The organism is Bradyrhizobium acaciae, from assembly GCF_020889785.1.
Classification (GTDB): Bacteria; Pseudomonadota; Alphaproteobacteria; order Rhizobiales; family Xanthobacteraceae; genus Bradyrhizobium; species Bradyrhizobium acaciae.
On record NZ_JACMYK010000149.1, the window covers coordinates 1 to 17400 of the forward strand.

Below are 17400 nucleotides of genomic sequence, written 5' to 3' on the forward strand. Positions count from 1 at the left end.
CGCGTGGTCGAGCCGGTGAAGCGGTCGGCAAAGCCGACATCCTTCGGCTGAGCTGCCGCATAGCCCTCCTTGTAGCCCTTGGCGGAACGAGCGGCGGCAGTGGGGGCCGGAACGGCGACGTGCAGCGGCTCTGAGCCGGTTTGCGGCAGGTTCACGCGCAGGGTGGGGAACGAGTAGCGGGGCAGGCCGATCGAAAGCATGTCGGTCGGCGCGGCATCGACCGGCGGCGGAGCCTTCAGATACTCGATCAACGTCCCCATCGCCGCCAGCAGCTGGTAGTCGGCGAAAACAACGACGCTACGGGCGGAGGTGAGCGAGACCGACGCGTTGAAGAATTGATTCTGGGCGTTCAGCAGGTCGATCAGGGAGCGCTGGCCGAGCTCGTATTCCTTCTGGAAGGCCGCGATGGTTTTGCGGTCCGCTTCCAACTGGCGCGCCAGAGCTGCAATTCGGGTGGCCGTAATCGTACGGGCATTCCACGCCTTGTCGATCGATTCATAGGCGTCGCGCTGCAAGCGCGCGTGGCGCATGGTGGCTTCGGTATAGCGTTCGGCCTTCTCCGACCTGTTCCAGGCGTCCTGGCCGCCACGGAAGATGTCCCACGACATCACCACCTTGCCGCTGTAGTCCTCGTGGGTAATGGAGGGTGTTCCGGGGACCGCCACGTAGGGGTAGGAGTTGTCGTAATGGGTTGCCCGTCCCTCCAGATAGAATTTCGGGCCGAACGTGCCGTCGGTGGCCTTGAACGCGTGCTTGGCGGCGTCGGCATCCGACTGTGCCGCCGCAATCGTCGAATTGAACCGCAGCGTGGTCGCCAGCGCTTCATCGCGGCTGTGCGGCAATCCTGCGAGAGGGCTCGGGAAGCGAACATTGATCGGCTCGAGGCCGACGACCTTGCGGTACTTCGCTCGGGCGTCATCGAGGCTGCGCTGGAATTCGGCGAGGGCCGCACGGGCGGCCTCGACGCGCTCTCGCGCTTGCTCGAGGTCGCCTTCGCCGGCCCGGCCGCCCGAGAAGCGCGAGTTCACGTTGGCAAAGATCTTCTCGTGATTGGCGACGTTCTGCTGGGCGAGGCTGACCAGGCGGATGTAGCGCACGACGTCCATGTAGCCTTCGGCGGCGTCGAGGGCCAGCAGCTCGGTTCGTTCCTTGACGCGGGAGGCCGCCGCATTCACGCGCGCGGTCTGACGCCAGACGTCATAGATCGACGAGAAGCCGTCCCACAGCAGTTGGCGTACAACCACCGATTCCTGGCTGCCATTGCGCCACGGTCCTGAACCCACGGTCGGCGCCGACTGAATGTTCGGGGAGATGAAGCCCGGCGACTGATCGAACTTTTCCGGACCGTAGCTGGCGTCGACCCGCACCTGCGGCAGCAGCGTGCTCTGCGTCTGTCTCAGCTCGCTTTCGGTCGCCCGCCGATTTGCGGAGGCTTCACCCACGCCCGGGTTGGTCTGCATAGCCTGGCGCAATGCATCGTTAATGGAAAAAACCTCGGCACATGCTGGCGTTGCCGCCAGGCATAGGCACGCGATCACCGTGTATGCCGATTTCATAATTCCCGCCCCTAACTCACAAAAAATATTACGTAGAATCTGGCGAAGGCTAACAAAGGAAGGTTCCCCGACCTATGACATTTCAGCCACACAGCCGCTTTAAGTGGAGCAGAGTCATCGGGCGTCGGCGGCCGGGAATATTGAGATTTTTATTAAAACCCAATGGTTTGGGGCGTGGTGAATAGGCATTCCGGCTGGTGCCGACCGGCAACACCGGCGACCGGAACAAAAAAGGTCAGTTAAGGCCGCCTTAACGGCCGGCCCGCCATCGCCTACTGCGCGCGACAGGTCGCCAGGTAGGTTGCAACCAAGGGCATGGCCTTGGAATCGGGCGAGGGGTCTCCCAGGCGGCTCGTCAGTTTGTAGAGTGACTTGCTGCCAAAATAGAACCGGAAGATCTCGGCCGTGGTCTCGTCGACGCGCGTCGCAAAGATCGATGCAGCAGTCCGGTGGGCGGCTGCAAAGACATAGGTCGTGAGCTTGGCTCCCTTGCCTTCCGCCGGGACGGTCGTTCCCCAGGTGACGGTGAAGGTTTCGCCGTCGATCACGACGGCAGGCCGGACCGCATCCAGATCGTCATCGATCCACTGAACGTCACCGCCTTTGCCTGAGGCGCCGGGCTCGACCCGTTTGCCCCGCGGCGCGTCACAGGTGAACCTGGAAGGTTCAGCTAGCGCTACGCCTGTCGTTGCCAACAACAGCAAGATGCAGCCGACCGACCTCCACATTGGTTCTCCCTTCTGCAGTTGTGTTGGTTGGAAGCATATTGATGTCTCCGACCGACCCGCGCAACTCGGTGATGTACGGACGCGGCCGACGGGGTGCGCTTCCGCTTGCAGGCATCTCAGCGGGCGACGTCGCCGGCGCGTCGGCGATTTCAGTCCGGCGCAATCGGATGTGGTGGGCGCTCGATCAATGCCTTGAGGCTCTCGAGCTCGACGAAGGCATCCGCGTGCCTGCGAAGCTCGTCGGCGATCATGGGAGGTTTCGTCCGAATGCTGGAAATGACGGTGACCCGGACGCCCATCCGCCTGACGGCTTCGACGACAGCTCGCAGATCACCATCGCCAGAGAACAGGAACGCGTGGTCGATGCGATGCGCGATTTCCAATGCGTCGACCGCGAGCTCGATACCGATGCTGCGCTTCATTCGCCGCCGTCCGTCGCCGTCGTCGTGCTGCTTGGCCGACTTTCTCCTGACCGCATATCCATTGTAGTCGAGCCAATCCACCAGTGGCCGGAGGCTGCTGAACTCGTCGTCGTCTCGCACGACCGTGTAAAAATAGGCACGGACGATCTGCCCATACTTGCCGAATTCCGCGAGCAGTCGCCGGAAGTCGACTTCGAAGCCGAGGTTCTTGACCGTGGTGTGCAGATTCGCACCGTCGATGAAAAGTGCAATACGATCGGTCATCTGAAGCCCCATGACGCCGGATCAGTTGCTGTACGTTTTGGTTCTGGAAATTCCTCGAGCGCATGGTGGGCGCTCGCATTGAAATGACTGATCCTAGAGCAAGGAGTTGGCGGGGATGAAGTGGAAATTTTTCGCCGGCGCCGGCGGGTTTCTCATCCAGCGCATGCTGCTCCGGCGGCGGTCGCCGTGACGCCGGTCTGACTTCAACCGCAAGCGAAACGTTCATTTGTTGAGGGGATGGCTGGCTCAGTGCAGTTACCGACTTGCTGTACCGGGCCTTGTTGCCGCGCAAGGTTGCTATTGCACGGGCAGCTGAAATGCATTTAGCATCAATCAGCTCCGCCATTTCGCACGGAGCGGTTTTTTGAGAAGACCGCTTTTTTGCCGACCTCGGTTTTTCGCCAATACGAATTTTTTTCCACGGGAGGAGAGGACGGTTCTGCGTCCCTGACTGCAAAGACAACCTGCTCCCTGTCGGCACACGTGACCCAAGGAGGTACGCCTATCGCGTTATCTGGCCGTCCTATCCGGGATCGGGACGGAGAGACTTGGCCAAAGCGCGGAAGACGCCTGGCCGCTCTCTCGCTCTGCATCCTGCTGGCCTGTTGTGGAGCTGCGCGCCAAGCCGTCGAAAAGGAGGAGATGGGACCGGCAACGGAGCCCTCGGCGGAGACGCCAGCGGCAACCGCAACGGCAACAGAGCCGGCGCCGGCGGCAGTTAACCTGAACGGCGCGCTCGCGGAATGCCGCAGCGCCTTTCCGGATCAGATCGCGCAGGCGGTGGAACGGGCGTCGTGCGTGATCAAGGCCACCGAGCTGGTCCGGCCGCTGTTGCGTTTTCCTGAGCTGCTCGATCGGGAGAATGCCATGCGCAAGGGGCTGGCAGAGCAGGTTCAGGCAAGATCAATGTCGCTGCTCGAGCGAAACGTTCAGATCCAGAAGCTTCATTCGCAGCTCCTCGACGAAGAGCGCGGCAGGCTATCGGCAGCGCCGGCGGACACGAGCAAGCCGCCGCTGGCGGTCACGCAATGGCGGCAATCCAACCCGGAGAGTTGTGGCCGGCTCGGAGGGGATTCCGGGACCTGTTACTGACGCGGGCAACTGTTCAAATGGCTGTCGACCGCGCTGCCGATTTTCGAGTGGGGTCTCTGGAGCCGGATTGTGAGGCCGTCACCTTGACGGCGCTCCGGTGGAATCTTGCCGCCGGTTGTACGGAACCGTCGTTGCTCTTGCACTTGGGCGCTGCCACCGTATTCACACGGAGCGGTCCGGTTGAAATGTCATGAAATACTGAAACCCCTATAGTTTAAGGGGTTTCGTGCGTTCGACTCGGGGGCGTCGTGCGAAAGGAGCGCGTCGGCCGCTACGCCAGTAGGGTTAATAAACGATTACCAATCGACAGCTTTATCGCGACGCATTATAAGAAAATCCTAGTTGGCCTTGGATTTTGCCCTGCCAACATATTGCGTAAATTTCATCGTAAAAGGGATATTTTCCTATGTTGAAGCTCTACATCCAGACCACCGAAGCCTTCAAGCGTCTCCGCTCGGACCGGGACGGCGTTGTGTCGTTCGAGTACGTGATCGTCGCCGCTTGTATCGTCGCCGCCGTGTCTGCTGCGTTCGGTACGGGTACCGCCAGCGGCATCGGCTCGGTCCTGAGCACCTCGATCACCACGATCGCCGGCAAGGTCGCCACCGCAGTCTCCGCCTAACTCCGGACGTTGAACGCTGTTGGCAGATTCTTCCTGTCAACAGCCGTCAACCGGATTGCGATATGTGCGAGCCTTAAAGGAGGCTTTCTCCTATGTTGCGGTCTTACATCTACATCACCGAAGGGTTGAAGCGTCTGCGCACGGACAAGGACGGCGTTGTGTCGTTTGAGTACGTGATCGTCGCCGCTTGTATCGTCGCCGCCGTTTCCGCGGCGTTCGGTACGGGTACCGCCAGTGGCATCGGCAGTGTTCTGACCACCTCGATCACTACGATCGGCACCGCGGTTACCAACGCGGTCAGCGCCTGAGTCCAGAGGACGGCGCTCCGGAGGGGGGCATTATTTTGTGCCCCCCGCCTTTTTCTGAGGCGTTTATTTCATGAATTGGATTGCGTCCACGACCGCGTGTCTGGAAATCGCGTTGTTGTTATATGTCGCAACGATCGATATCGCGACACGGTTGATCCGAAACGAAATTTGCCTGGCGCTGGCGTTCCTTGGGATCGTCGGCCAATTGGCCAGCCCGATCCAGGTTGGCCAGTCGCTGATCGTTGCCGCAATCCTGTTTCTGCTGCTCTTCCTGATCTACCTGCGGGGAGCGATCGGTGGCGGCGACGTCAAGTTGCTGGTTGCCCTGGCGATCGGTCTGCCGCTCAGCGGCGTGATTGAGCTGTTGACGGCAACTGCGCTGGCTGGAGGCGCTCTGGCCGCGGTGCATCTGGCAATGCGCCGCCTGCCACAGCCAAAACTGGCGCCCGCCGGATCGTCGCTGGTGCGAAGGGTCTATGCGGTCGAGCGCTGGCGTCATTTGCGGCACGCGCCGCTGCCTTACGGAGTCGCCATCGCGTGTGGCGGTATCTGGACCATTTTGAGTAAGGGATCTTTTTGAGCAAGGGATTTTGACATGTCATCCGCATTGCGCGTCTCGATCATCATGGTGCTGTTGCTTGCGGCTACGGCGCTCGGGATCATTGCCTATGGCCTGAACCAGCCGAAGGACCAGGCTGTTGCGGAGGTGGCCGCGCAGAGGCCTGCGGCCGCACCTGCGACCGTCGGCTACTTCGTCGCGGCGCGTCCGCTGTCGAAGGGGACGTTGGCGCGGGACGAGGATTTCTCCGTGCGCCAGGCGGTGCCGAACCGTGTCCCCGCAGGGGCGATCCTCGAAACGCCTGACAGCAAGGCCGGACTTCCCGGCTCTCTGGTTCGCAAGTTCGTCGACGCCGGCAGCGCAATTACCCTGGAGGATATCCTGCGTCCGAAGGATCGCGGCTTCCTCGCCAGCGTGCTGGCGCCGGACAGTCGCGCGATCAGCATCAAGGTCGACGAGGAGACCGGCGTCTCGGGTCTGATCAGGCCGGGCGACAATGTCGACGTGGTGTTGACCCAGGTGTTCGAAAAGGCGGATCCGGTCAAACGGGCCGTCAGCGAAACAGTATTGTCCAACGTGCGTGTGATCGCGATCGACCAGGAGATTGCACAAGGCGGACGTCCCATCACCAATGCCGTCCCGGGCAAGACGGCGCAAACCGTATCGCTGGAGCTCAAGCCGGATCAGGTCAAGAAGGTCGCCGTGGCAAAGCAGCTGGGAACGCTCTCGCTTGTCATCCGGGCTGCGGCCGAGCAGTGGGACAAGGCCGACACCGGTGCGACATCGAGCTGCGACGTGTCGCCCGAGTTGGCGCGCCAGAGCGCGGTGGCCGGGCAGAGCACCACAGTGGCGATCTATTCCGGCACCGGGGTCAAGCAATATTCGGTCAGGAAGCAGGACGTGGACGACGACGCTCGTGCCGGCTGCGACGTGACCCCCGGGATTGAAGCTCAGACGACCGCGGCGGCTGGTGACGTCGGCAAGGGTGCGGAGAAACGTTGATGAGTGTGAACATGGCAGTGGTAGAATCACCCGAAGAGACTGCGTCCCTTGTCGCACGCAACCGCATCGTCTGCTTCGTGAACGACGAACTCAGCGCCGCGGCTCTCCGCAAGGGTCTCGACGGCAGCAATCTGGTGATCCGGCGTGGCACGATCCGTCATGCGACACGGATGCTGGAGACCGACACCGATCTGTACGCGCTGGTGACCGACATCAGCGGGCTGGATGATCCCTTCACCGAGCTGGAACGCCTCGCCAGCGTCTGTCCGCCCGATGTGAAGGTCGCCCTGATCGGCGATAACAGGGAAATCACCTTCTACCGCGAACTGATGGAGATCGGCCTTACCGAGTATCTTCCGACGCCGATCACGCGGGATATGGTGCTGGACCAGCTGCGTCCGAAGCTGATCGGCGATGCCGCGCCTGTTCAAAATGACCGTGGCGGGCACGTGGTCTCGATCTGCGGTGCGCAGGGCGGCGCCGGAGCAACCAGCATTGCGATCAACCTCGCGCTGCAACTGGCAGAGACCACCAAGGCCAAGGTGGCGCTGCTCGACCTGCATCTGCAGAATGGCGAAACCGCGGTGATGCTGGGTGTCCGTCCGGGACCCGGTCTTCGCATTGCGCTTGAAAATCCGATGCGGGCCGACACGCTGTTTCTGGAGCGGGCGGCAATCGAGGTGAACGATCGGGTTTGCCTGATCGCCGGCGACGAGGATCTCGATGCCAAGCTCGACATCACCGAGGCGGGCGTGCGGCACGTGCTGGGCTTGCTGCGCCAGCGGTTCAACTACGTCGTGGTCGACGTGCCGGTGCCGTTCCCGGCGTCGATCTATCCGGTGATTCAGACGTCGCGCCACGTGATGGTGCTGCTGGAAGCCGAGGTCACCGGCCTGCGCAACGCGCACGCACTCCGCAACGCCGTCACCAACATCGCCGGCAAGGACCGCGTCTTTACCTTGCTCAACCGTGCCGGCCGGCCTGGCGGCCTGCCCAGGGCGACGATCGTCAAGGCGCTGGGCGCAGAACCGGACATGGTGATCCCCGATCTCGGCAAGGGAATGACCCAGGCCGTCAACCTCGGCGTTCCCGCGCTCAAGCATGTGTCCGGCTTGCGGCGTCACCTCGCTCCGATCGTGCGGGAGATCACCGGTGTCGGCGCCAACCATAAGGCGCGATGGAAGAGGTGGCTCGGGCTATGAAAAAGTTCGGCAGGCGCGCAGACGAAATGCCAGTGCGGATGCCCGGAGCGGTGCTGGTTGCACCGCCGGCGACGCCAAGTGTGCAACCGATGCCGCCAGCCTTGCCGCTGGCGGAACCGAGTGTGGTGCCGTCGACGGCAAGCCTGTTTGCATCGGCGCCGAAGCGTGAAGAGGCTTCGCACCACCCGGTGATGCCGGCGTCGCTGCGTGAGCGGGTCATAGAACAGATCGAGCCGGCGGTGGCCACGACCGTCCCGCGCGATGTCCTGCGGCGGCAGATCGAGGAAATCATCCACGGCATCGCCAACCAGGAGCGGCTGGAGTTGTCGGGCCGCGAGCAGCTCTTCCTCGCGGAGGAAATCGCCGACGACATGACCGGCTACGGGCCGCTTCGTCCGCTTCTGCTCGACGAGACGATCAATGACATCATGATCAACGGGCCGAGCAATGTCTATGTCGAGCGGGCCGGCAAGCTCGAGCGGGTCGCGGTGCGGTTTCGCGACAATGATCATATCGCCTCCGTTGCACAGAAAATCGCCTCGCAGGTCGGTCGGCGGGTCGACGAATCCAGCCCGATGGTGGACTGCCGCCTGCCGGACGGCAGCCGCGTCAACATCATCCTGCCGCCGCTGGCAATTCATAGCCCCTGCATCTCGATCCGAAAATTTCCCAGCCGGCGTTACAATATCGCCGCGATGATCGAAAACGGAACGATGAACGCGGCGATCGGGCAATTGCTGGAGATCGCCTCGCGCTGCCGGCTCAACGTTCTGGTCTCCGGCGGCACCGGTTCCGGCAAGACGACCCTGCTGAACGCCCTCAGTCAATTTATCGACCACAGTGAGCGCATCGTCACGATCGAAGACGCGGCGGAGCTGCAGCTTCAGCAGCCGCACGTGATCAGCCTCGAGACGCGTCCGCCCAGCCTTGAAGGCACGGGGCAGGTGACGCAGCGCGATCTGCTGTGGAACGCACTGCGTATGCGACCCGACCGCATCGTCGTGGGCGAAGTGCGCGGCGCCGAGGCATTCGACATGCTGCAGGCGATGAACACCGGCCATGATGGATCCATCTCCACGGTGCACGCCAACAGCACGCGCGATGCCCTGACCCGTGTGGAGAACATGGTGCAGATGGGGCAGGTCAATCTGCCGTCCCGCGCAATCCGATCGCAGATTGTCGCCGCCCTGGACATCATCGTGCAGGTCGAGCGCATGCGGGACGGTCAGCGCCGCATCGTGCAGATCAGCGAGGTGATCGGCCTCGAGGGTGAAGTGATCACCACCAATGACATTGCACTCTTCGAATACAAGGACGAGGACGTAGACGGACGGATATCCGGCACCTACCGGTCCACCAATGCTGTTCCGAAGTTCAAGAGCCGTCTCGTCTATTACGGCCTTGATCGAGCCTGGGCTGATGCGATGAGGCATTTCTGATGTCGATGCCCTTGATGATCGTCCTGGTTCTCCTGCTGGGTGCGACGATAAATACGCTGTGGCTTGATGCCCGACAGAGGCGGATGGATCGCCAGCTCGAAATCGCCCTGCCGACGGCCGAAGCGGCAACTTTGGTGTCGATCCGTCGCGCGGCCAAGACGTCGCGTTGGCGTACGCTCTATCGCTTCGCCAATTACAACCCCGAGATGGTGTACATGGTGCGTCCGGTCTATGTGCTGCTTGCGGCGGCCATGGCAGCGGCGGGCGTGCTCTATCTCAATGAGCTGGTGAAATTTCGCGGCCTCTACGCCGGCATCGCCGCCGCGGTCGTCGCCGTCCTGATGGTGCGTGGCCTGTTCGGATGGCAGCAACGAAGATTCGCAATTCAACTCTTCCAGCAGCTTCCCGACGCGGTCCAGCTGGTGACGAGCACGGTCCGGTCAGGATTGCCTGTTCACGAGGCATTTCGCACCATCGCGCGCGAGATGCCGCAGCCGACGTCCGGGCAGTTTGCCATCGTCTGCAGCGAACTGAATCTGGGCCGGTCACCCGAGGAAGCCGTGGAGGCGGTCTATCAGCGAACGCGGGTGCCGGAGTATGCGATGTTTGCGGTGACCCTTGCGGTGCAATTGAAGACCGGCGGCAGCCTGGCGGAAACGCTGCAGACACTGGGTGAGACCGTGAGTCAGCGGGTTGCGCTGGCGGCCCGTGCGAAGGCCTTGGCGGGAGAGGTCATCTTTTCATCGCGTGCGCTCACCATGGCGCCGGTCGTTATCGGCGGGCTGCTTTACATGATCAACCCGAGGTCGATCGACCTGCTGTTGTTCGACCCGCAGGGCAACGTCCTGCTTGCCTATGCGGCGTGCTCCGTCCTGATCGGGCATTTCGTGATCCGTTGGATGGTCAGAAGGGAAACCACTCTATGACCGCTGGTCTCGGTTTTGCCACTCTTGCCGTCGCACTCGCGGCGGGGACCTTCCTGCTGATCATTCGCGAGATGCATCTCCGCGCCTTGAACACGCGCGTCTCGAACGCCGTGCTGGGCATCCCCGACCGATCGAGCTCCTCGAAGGATATGATCGGCTGGCTTTCATCGGTCGGTACACGCTACAGGAGCTTCTATGGCCAGGAGAATCTCGGCCAGTTACGGATGATTCTCCAGTCGGCCGGGTTCAATCACTATCGGATGCTGCCGATCTGGATCGGCTTCAAGATGGTGAGCACATTCGTGTTTCCGGTTGCAGCTTTCACGGTGTCGCAAATTCTCGGAAGGCCGTTCAGCGACGTGATGGTCTTCACGTTGTTCGGCGTGGCCATCGGAATCATGGGCCCGCGTCTGATCCTGTTGGTCCTGAAGCGACGCTTCGACGCGGCAATTCGGCTCGGCACGCCCGACACCATCGATCTGCTTGTTGTTTGCAGCGAAGCCGGCATGGGCCTGGAGAGCGCCCTTGAACGCGTGGCGGAGGAGATGAAGGAGACCAATCCCGCCATCAACCACGTGCTGCGGGGGCTTCTCGATGACCTCCGGATCCTGCCGAACCGTGCCGAGGCCTTCGAGAAGCTCGCCGCCACGTCGGAAGGCCTCCGTCGCTTCGGCACCATGGTCAGCCAGAGCCTGCAATACGGCACGCCGCTCAGTCAGGCCCTGCGCAGCATCGCGGTCGACCTGCGCCGGGAACGCATCACCAAGCTCGAGGAGCGAGCGCATAAATTGGGCGCCAAGCTCACCGTTCCGATGGTGTTGTTCCTGCTTCCCGCGATGTTCGTCATTCTGGGCGGAAGCCCGTTCCTTCATTTGATCCGTACATTCGCCGAGATGGGCAAGTAAGACATGAGTGCAACTGCAATGAGCCTCTCGACGAACCTGGCTTATGATCGGCTCACCCGATTGCTTGGCAGCGCGTGGTTCCTTCTGTTGGCGCTTGCCGTGTCCTTCAAGCTGGCGAACCCGGCGGGGGAGCCGTGGCCATCGCTGGTGTCGAACTTCTTTGTCGCGGTCTTCTATCTGATGCTGGCGTTGCTGATCCTGATCCGGGGGCCGGCAAAGGCGCAGGCCGAAGGGCTGCTGCCGAGGATCGCTGCGTTCGTCGGCACATACTGGCCGTGGACGATCACGTTCTTCGAGCGGACCGAAGGCGCATTGCCGAATTTGCTGTCCACGGTTTTCGTGCTGACCGGCATGATCATGATCCTCGTCACTGTCCGCCATCTCGGACGGTCGTTCAGCCTGGTGCCGCAGGCGCGTTCGGTCGTGCAGACCGGACCGTACCGGTGGATCAAGCATCCGCTGTATCTGTCGGAAGAGATCGTATTCGTCGGCGTTGTGCTGCAGCATCTGAGCTGGATGACCGTCGCCTTGCTGTTCCTGCATATCGCCATCCAGGTTTGGCGAATTCACTACGAAGAAGACGTGCTTCGCCGCACTCTTCCTGAATATTCCAGCTACGAGGCCTCGCGCTGGAGGTTGATCCCCTATGTCTGGTGAGCGGCCATGCCTCGTGTGAGCGGCAAGCGTTCTCTGATCACGGATCAACGCGGTGCCGTCGCGTTCGAGATGCTGTTCGTCTTCGTTTTCCTCTTCCTGGTTATTCTGCTGCCGCTTGCCGACCTTGCGGTGGCCGGCTTTCAATACATCCAGGCGTCCGCGGCGCTGCGCGGGTTCGGGCAATTGATCCAGTATAACCCGCCGGGCGACGTCACGAACGCGTCCACCTGGGCGTCGGCCCAGCTCGCCAAGGCCGATCCCCATTATCCGATCCCCAGCATCACGCTGATTTGCGGCGACACCAATGCTGTCTGCGATTCGACAAACTCTGCCCCCTCCCAGCCGAAGTACTACGTGTATTCGACCACGATCACGTTCGCACCGATGGTGCTGAGGACGGCATTGTGCACCAGCACCAACAGCAATCCTTGTTCGTTCACGCTGACCTATTCGGAGCGGTTTCAATGAGGTGTTCCATGCGTGACCTGCTCCGTTGCCGTCGTGGTTCAGCCGCGTTCGCAACCGTTATCGCGCTGATCCCGTTGATCGGAATCATGGCACTCGGCGGCGAGGCGGGGTCGTGGTACGCGATCCAGCAGCGCGCCCAGGGGGCGGCTGATGCGGCGGCCTATTCGGGGGCCCTGCGGGTGGCGTGCGGGAGCGCGGCGCAGCCCGGCGTAACGTGTGACAATGCACAACCATACGACTATCGCGGCAAGCAGGCTGCGGCCCAGAATACGTTCTGCAACTCCAACGACACCGGCTATCCGGGCTCCAAGTGCGTGCCGGTCAGCGGCATCACGCAGAGCGTCCAGATCGCTACCCTGACGACGTGGAACGGGACCGCGGGAACCTATGTGCAGGCCACCGTCAGCCAGCAGCAGCCGGCCCGTCTGGCTCAACTGCTGGGCATGTCGACGGTCAATATCGCCGCGACGGCGGTCGCCATAGTTGACAGTTTGGCGAAGCCTCCATGCGTGTTGGCTTTGAAGGACTCCGTCACCTTTCAAGGCTCGCCCACCGTGTCGTCGACAACATGCGGTATTTCGTCAGACAGCAGCGCGTCAAACGCGATCGGCTTTGTTGGCAATAACGGCATTCAGGTAAGTGCGCCGAGCTACACGGTCGGCGGCTGCTCCCAGACGGGCGGAACCCAGTGCACGGGCGTGCAAACCTACCAGCAGCCGATCCCCGATCCACTTAGTGCAGTGGGCGCGGCGTTAGCCAAGTTGAAGACGTCGGATTTCCCAGGCGGGACGGCGGGGGTGTGCGCATCATTGCTCTCGTATGAAGCTGGCTCCTGCTGCAACGCCCCGACGGGCAACCTGTCGCTAAGTGGCACATTAAACGGCACCTTCTACTTTTGCAGCGGAACCATCAAAATAAGCAGCTCTTCGACGACTATCACATCTGGAGCGCTTGGGACCACCTTGATACTTATTGGGACCGCAACGCTGCAGGTCAATGGCGGCCCATTGATCCAGATCACCGCAGTGAAGCATCCTGCGGGACCATCGGCGCTTTCGTCGGTCAGTAGTCAAATGACAGACCTGCTCATCTATGATGGTGAGGCCTATACCAAGGGAGGCGTCAGCCTCGTCGGCAATACAAGCAGCTATTTCAATGGCACGGTTTATGTACCAAACACGCCCGTTACGTACGGAGGCAACAGCACACAGACCGCCCCGAGTTCTGGTTGCTACCAAGTCATAGCTTATGCCGTGACCTTCCAAGGCAATACAGCCCTGGACAACAGCAAGTGTAAGTCAGATGGGGCAGTAGGACCCAACGTTCAGACCGTACGTTTGGTGCAGTGATGAGAAAGCTCGATCAGCGCGGGGCGGCGGCTTTCGAGTTCTGCCTCGTTGCAGTGCCCTTGTTCACCCTGATCTTTGCGATTTTTGATTTCGGCCGGTACACGATCACGATGCAGTCGTTGCGCATCCTCGCAGATGCCGGCGCTCGGGCAAACATGGTCACCTGCTACTCGCCGGCGGTGTTGGCGTCCAATTCGCCATCCACCTGTACCGGAGACTATCTGACGACAACTCAGAAGCAGACCGTCGCGCCCTTCCTGTATGGCGCCGGTCTCACGCCCACGGTGACCACGACCGCGGGGACCTCGGCGCTGACCGTGACTGCGTCGCTGCCGGGCTTCTCACCGCTGATGCCGGTATGGGGCACATCATTGAACTCGCCGACCGCGTCGACCCAAATTCCGTTCTGAGCAGACCCGATTCGGCGAGATTGATCGGTGGCGCCGGTGCGGGCGGCTGCCAAGGCGGCCTCGGCCTACTGGGCAGGTCGGAAATAGCCCAAGCGGGCTAAGGAAGTGGTGCGCACTGGCAACATCGGGCAGTTTTCTCGGGTATCGGCACAGCCCGGCGGGGCTCTTTCCTTGCAATCAAGGCGGGTGGCGGGGGATGATCCTAGAACCGTCATTAGCGGCCAGGCGCGCGGGGACGTGTCCGGAATGGAGCTACGTTCTGGTTCAGCTCAGTGCGCCGGGGAATGGGAATTCGCGAGTAACTATTTGTAGTCGGACAGACTGTAAGCTCTACGGCGTGGTGCACGAACTGGAGTGATCGGGACGTCAGGGCCGTAGATTTACGGGGATCGTCGCGGAGACGCGGCGAAGGGGATTGGCATGATGGGAAGTCGCGTTTCGGTTGATGCGGGACTTGGGCTGGTCGCCTTGAGCGCGATGGCGTTTGGCGCTGCGGTTGCCCTGTTTCATTTCGCCGATCCTGCTACTGCCGCGGAGCAGCGGGCTCCGTCGTCCAGCGGCGTCTTCGTCAGCGAGATGAGCGACGTCCAGCGTGTCAGGGTGACCCTCAATAAGTCGCGCACCTTCAGGGTCGATACCGCGTTCTCATCGATCGTGGCGGGCTCGCCCGATATCGCCGACGTGAAGTCGCTGAGCGACCACCTGCTCTACATCCAGGGCAAGAAGACCGGCACCACCAACGTCATCCTGTTCGACAGCTCGATGAAGCAGATCGGCATCCTCGATGTCGAGGTGACATTCGATATCGGCAATCTGCAGCAGAACATCCATGCCGGCACTGGCAACCGGGGCATTCGCGTGTCTGCCTCCGAAGGCCAAGTGGTGTTGAGCGGAACCGCCGCCGATGCCGTCGCCGCCGAGCGGGCGCTGACGATTGCCAAGGGCAGCGTTCCCGAGGGGGCCATCGTCGTCAATGCAATGAGCATCGCGGCGCCGCAGCAGGTGATGCTCGAGGTGCGCTTCCTCGAGGTCAATCGCGACGCGGGACGCCAGTTGGGCGTGAACCTTTATGCAGCGAATGCCAATGGGACCAATGTTGGAAATACGGGGGTAGGCGGGGCCACAGCGGTAGGCCGAAGGCCGATCGGTGGTATCAACAATGCTGCCCTCGGTAATGGCGGGGGGCAGGTTGGTGCTGCTCCGACGGGGAGCCTTCCGGTACTTGCAACAGCGGGAACGCTCCTTGGTGCCGCCGGCGGCGTAGCGCCCGTTCCGTTCGGAAGTTTGTTGACCAGCATCGTCCGAACCAGCAACGGCGGCTCAGTAGACCTGTTGATCTCGGCATTGGAAACGAAGGGATTGGTTCGCTCGCTGGCGGAGCCGAACCTGGTCACGCTGTCGGGCGACGCCGCGCGTTTCCTGGCCGGTGGCCAGATTCCAGTTCCCACAGTGCAGCCGGGAAGCGTAAATGGTTTCGCCCAGGTTACGACCCAATACCAGCCGTTCGGCGTGGAATTGGCCTTCGTTCCCACGGTCCTTTCGCGAGGCACTATCAATTTGAGGATTGAACCTTCGGTAAGCGAACTCGACTTCTCGAATGCTGTGACGATCGCCGGGACTCAAGTCCCAGCGCTGACTAGTAGGAGTGCGAGAACCACCGTCGAGCTGCGTGACGGCCAGAGCTTTGCGGTTGCCGGCCTGTTGCAGACCCGGAATGTCCAGGACGTATCGCAATTGCCCTGGATCGGCTCGGTGCCGGTGCTCGGCACACTATTCAGCAGCAAGTCCTACCAGCAGCAGGAAACCGACCTCGTCATCATCGTGACGCCGCGCCTGGTCGCGCCGGCGGCGCCCGGCCAGCAACTGGCGACGCCGCTCGATTCCCGGCTGCCGGCCAACGACGTCGATTTCTTCCTCAACGGCCAGATGGAAGTTCGCAAGCGTTACAACGACTACGTCAATTCCGGCGGCGAGGTGAAGGGACCCTATGGCCACATCATCGCGCCCAATGCGGTCGTGCCCGCTCCGGCGCCGGCGGCCGTTGTCGACCAGCCGGTCGTCAAGACCCTGAACTAGAGGAGGCGAGAGATGACCGTCAGATACCTCGCTTTGCTCGCTCCCTTCCTGCTCGGGGGCTGCTACGGCGTCTACGGGCACGACGAGATGGACCGCTATGTGCAGCGTTCCGACACCATTACGATGAGTGCCGGCAATGCCAAGGAGGTCAACGCCGCCACCCACACGATTCACCCATGGCCGTCCTATGTCGGCGATCGCAGGATCGCGTACGACGCGCGGCGCGCGACCGACGCTGTGAAACGCTACGGCACCCAGCAGCGGCCGCTCGATCAGCTCCCCGACGTGGGCGATCCGACCAAGGCGATGGGCCAGCCGCCGCCCGTCACCACAATTCAGAATGTCAACACAACCGGATTGGGCGCGGGGACCGGTGGATCGGTGGCCGTCGGGGTCGGAGGCGGCGGCAGGTAATATCCGTGCGGCGTAGCCACGCCGGGCAGGGCTCGGAAGGGGAAATACGACGTTGGTCTCTGGCGCTGACTTACGTTTCGGTCGTGCCGTCTGTTTTTCGTAGGTAGTTTCACGATGATGTTTCGAATGGGGCAAGAGATGCGCTGGACTTGGGGAACGGGACGGGGATTACATCGTCTCGCGCCGGCGTTGATCTGTTGTTGCTTGGCGACCGGCCTTGCCGGCTGTGATTACACCACCCGCGAAGCCGCGATCGTCGCGCCGGTGGATCCGCCGGGCGGCGACCCCGTGCAGGAGCCGACCGACGTCAAATACTATCCCTCTGATGAGCCGGTGCGGATGGGCCTGGAGCAGTACAACCGCGGCAATTACGGCATCTCGCAGCGCTATTTCAAGGACGCGGTCGAGAAGGCTCCGAAGGACGTCACAGCCTGGGTCGGGCTCGCGGCGAGCTATGACAAGATTCGCCGCTTCGATCTTGCCGATCAGGCCTACGCGCAGGCGATCCGGCTTGGCGGCGAGACCGTCCAGATCCTCAACGATCAGGGCTATTCCCTGATGTTGCGCGGCAATCTGAACGGCGCGCGGCGGAAGTTCGAGAAGGCCTATTCGCTCGATCCGGGCAACCCGGTCATCGCCAACAACCTCGAGCTTCTCAACGGCAGCCGGAAGTTCATCGAGCGGCCGCCGAACAATCAGCCGTAGGCTGCGGCCGCGAATAAGGCGCGTTCCGTATCCCGCCTGCCACTGGAAGCGTCAGTTGCAGGAGCCCGCAATGTCATACCCGATGGTCCGCGCGGGGGAGTTTGTATAATTTCGGAATATTAGAAGAATATCCCTGAGTTGCCCGACGTGTCAAGTCGCTTGGTCGAACGTGCTCGGTCGAACGCCGGCCGCCGCCGGCTCCTTTGCATGGGGTTGTTTTCGATATTTTGGCAGCTCGCCCCTGCGACTTGACCTCGCCACGATCTAGAGCGGGATGGGTTTTGGTTGAATCGGCC

Annotated in this window: 19 protein-coding genes; 16 read left to right on the top strand and 3 right to left on the bottom strand. The window is 61.9% G+C overall.

The features are described 5' to 3' along the window. From H8A92_RS34015 to H8A92_RS34025, 3 genes are all read right to left on the bottom strand, one after another. On the bottom strand, positions 1 to 1460 hold a 1460-nt coding region (locus H8A92_RS34015; protein WP_229199735.1), incomplete at its 3' end, for a TolC family outer membrane protein. A 368-nt stretch (positions 1461 to 1828) separates the two neighbouring features. After that, a complete protein-coding gene (locus tag H8A92_RS34020) occupies positions 1829 to 2284 on the bottom strand; it encodes a hypothetical protein (protein ID WP_229199736.1) in 456 nt (151 codons plus the stop codon). A 149-nt stretch (positions 2285 to 2433) separates the two neighbouring features. Further along, positions 2434 to 2982, bottom strand: a complete 549-nt coding sequence (locus H8A92_RS34025; protein WP_338026683.1) for a LabA-like NYN domain-containing protein — start codon at positions 2980 to 2982, stop codon at positions 2434 to 2436. Between the two features lie 630 nt (positions 2983 to 3612). Between H8A92_RS34025 and H8A92_RS34030 the strand changes: the two genes are divergently transcribed. The 16 genes from H8A92_RS34030 (at position 3613) to H8A92_RS34105 (ending at position 17104) form a co-directional block, all read left to right on the top strand. Next, positions 3613 to 4062: a hypothetical protein gene (locus H8A92_RS34030; protein WP_229199737.1), complete on the top strand. Its 450-nt coding sequence runs from the start codon at positions 3613 to 3615 to the stop codon at positions 4060 to 4062. Between the two features lie 406 nt (positions 4063 to 4468). Beyond that, positions 4469 to 4684, top strand: a complete 216-nt coding sequence (locus tag H8A92_RS34035) for a Flp family type IVb pilin (protein WP_229199738.1) — start codon at positions 4469 to 4471, stop codon at positions 4682 to 4684. 92 nt (positions 4685 to 4776) lie between these two features. Further along, the gene (locus H8A92_RS34040; protein WP_229199739.1) at positions 4777 to 4992 is read left to right on the top strand and encodes a Flp family type IVb pilin; all 216 of its coding nucleotides are present in this window, start codon (positions 4777 to 4779) and stop codon (positions 4990 to 4992) included. Positions 4993 to 5062: 70 nt separating this feature from the next. After that, positions 5063 to 5572, top strand: a complete 510-nt coding sequence (locus H8A92_RS34045; RefSeq protein WP_229199740.1) for an A24 family peptidase — start codon at positions 5063 to 5065, stop codon at positions 5570 to 5572. 15 nt (positions 5573 to 5587) lie between these two features. Continuing rightward, a complete protein-coding gene (cpaB, locus tag H8A92_RS34050; RefSeq protein ID WP_229199741.1) occupies positions 5588 to 6553 on the top strand; it encodes a Flp pilus assembly protein CpaB in 966 nt (321 codons plus the stop codon). Between the two features lie 11 nt (positions 6554 to 6564). Then, complete coding sequence (locus H8A92_RS34055) at positions 6565 to 7755, top strand: CpaE/TadZ family protein (protein ID WP_229199742.1); 1191 nt, start codon at positions 6565 to 6567, stop codon at positions 7753 to 7755. Next, positions 7752 to 9194, top strand: coding sequence for a TadA family conjugal transfer-associated ATPase (locus H8A92_RS34060; RefSeq protein WP_229199743.1), 1443 nt, complete (start codon positions 7752 to 7754; stop codon positions 9192 to 9194). Before H8A92_RS34055 ends, H8A92_RS34060 begins: the two co-directional genes overlap by 4 nt. Then, positions 9194 to 10120, top strand: a complete 927-nt coding sequence (locus H8A92_RS34065; protein WP_229199744.1) for a type II secretion system F family protein — start codon at positions 9194 to 9196, stop codon at positions 10118 to 10120. The genes H8A92_RS34060 and H8A92_RS34065 overlap by 1 nt, the downstream gene beginning before the upstream one ends. Then, positions 10117 to 11025 carry a type II secretion system F family protein gene (locus tag H8A92_RS34070; protein WP_229199745.1) on the top strand — a complete coding sequence of 303 codons (909 nt, stop codon included), beginning with the start codon at positions 10117 to 10119 and terminating at the stop codon, positions 11023 to 11025. The genes H8A92_RS34065 and H8A92_RS34070 overlap by 4 nt, the downstream gene beginning before the upstream one ends. 18 nt (positions 11026 to 11043) lie before the next feature. Beyond that, complete coding sequence (locus H8A92_RS34075) at positions 11044 to 11682, top strand: methyltransferase family protein (RefSeq protein ID WP_229199746.1); 639 nt, start codon at positions 11044 to 11046, stop codon at positions 11680 to 11682. A 6-nt stretch (positions 11683 to 11688) separates the two neighbouring features. Continuing rightward, positions 11689 to 12150: a hypothetical protein gene (locus H8A92_RS34080; protein WP_229199747.1), complete on the top strand. Its 462-nt coding sequence runs from the start codon at positions 11689 to 11691 to the stop codon at positions 12148 to 12150. An 8-nt stretch (positions 12151 to 12158) separates the two neighbouring features. Then, the gene (locus H8A92_RS34085; protein WP_229199748.1) at positions 12159 to 13499 is read left to right on the top strand and encodes a pilus assembly protein TadG-related protein; all 1341 of its coding nucleotides are present in this window, start codon (positions 12159 to 12161) and stop codon (positions 13497 to 13499) included. Continuing rightward, positions 13499 to 13909 (top strand): TadE/TadG family type IV pilus assembly protein, encoded by a 411-nt coding sequence (locus tag H8A92_RS34090; RefSeq protein WP_229199749.1) that lies wholly within the window; start codon positions 13499 to 13501, stop codon positions 13907 to 13909. The genes H8A92_RS34085 and H8A92_RS34090 overlap by 1 nt, the downstream gene beginning before the upstream one ends. 420 nt (positions 13910 to 14329) lie before the next feature. After that, positions 14330 to 15985, top strand: coding sequence for a type II and III secretion system protein family protein (locus H8A92_RS34095; RefSeq protein ID WP_229199750.1), 1656 nt, complete (start codon positions 14330 to 14332; stop codon positions 15983 to 15985). Positions 15986 to 15997: 12 nt separating this feature from the next. Next, entirely contained in the window at positions 15998 to 16399 is a 402-nt protein-coding gene (locus H8A92_RS34100; RefSeq protein ID WP_229199751.1) for a hypothetical protein, read from the top strand. Between the two features lie 138 nt (positions 16400 to 16537). Beyond that, positions 16538 to 17104 (top strand): tetratricopeptide repeat protein, encoded by a 567-nt coding sequence (locus H8A92_RS34105; RefSeq protein ID WP_420831405.1) that lies wholly within the window; start codon positions 16538 to 16540, stop codon positions 17102 to 17104. Positions 17105 to 17400: the final 296 nt, after the last annotated feature.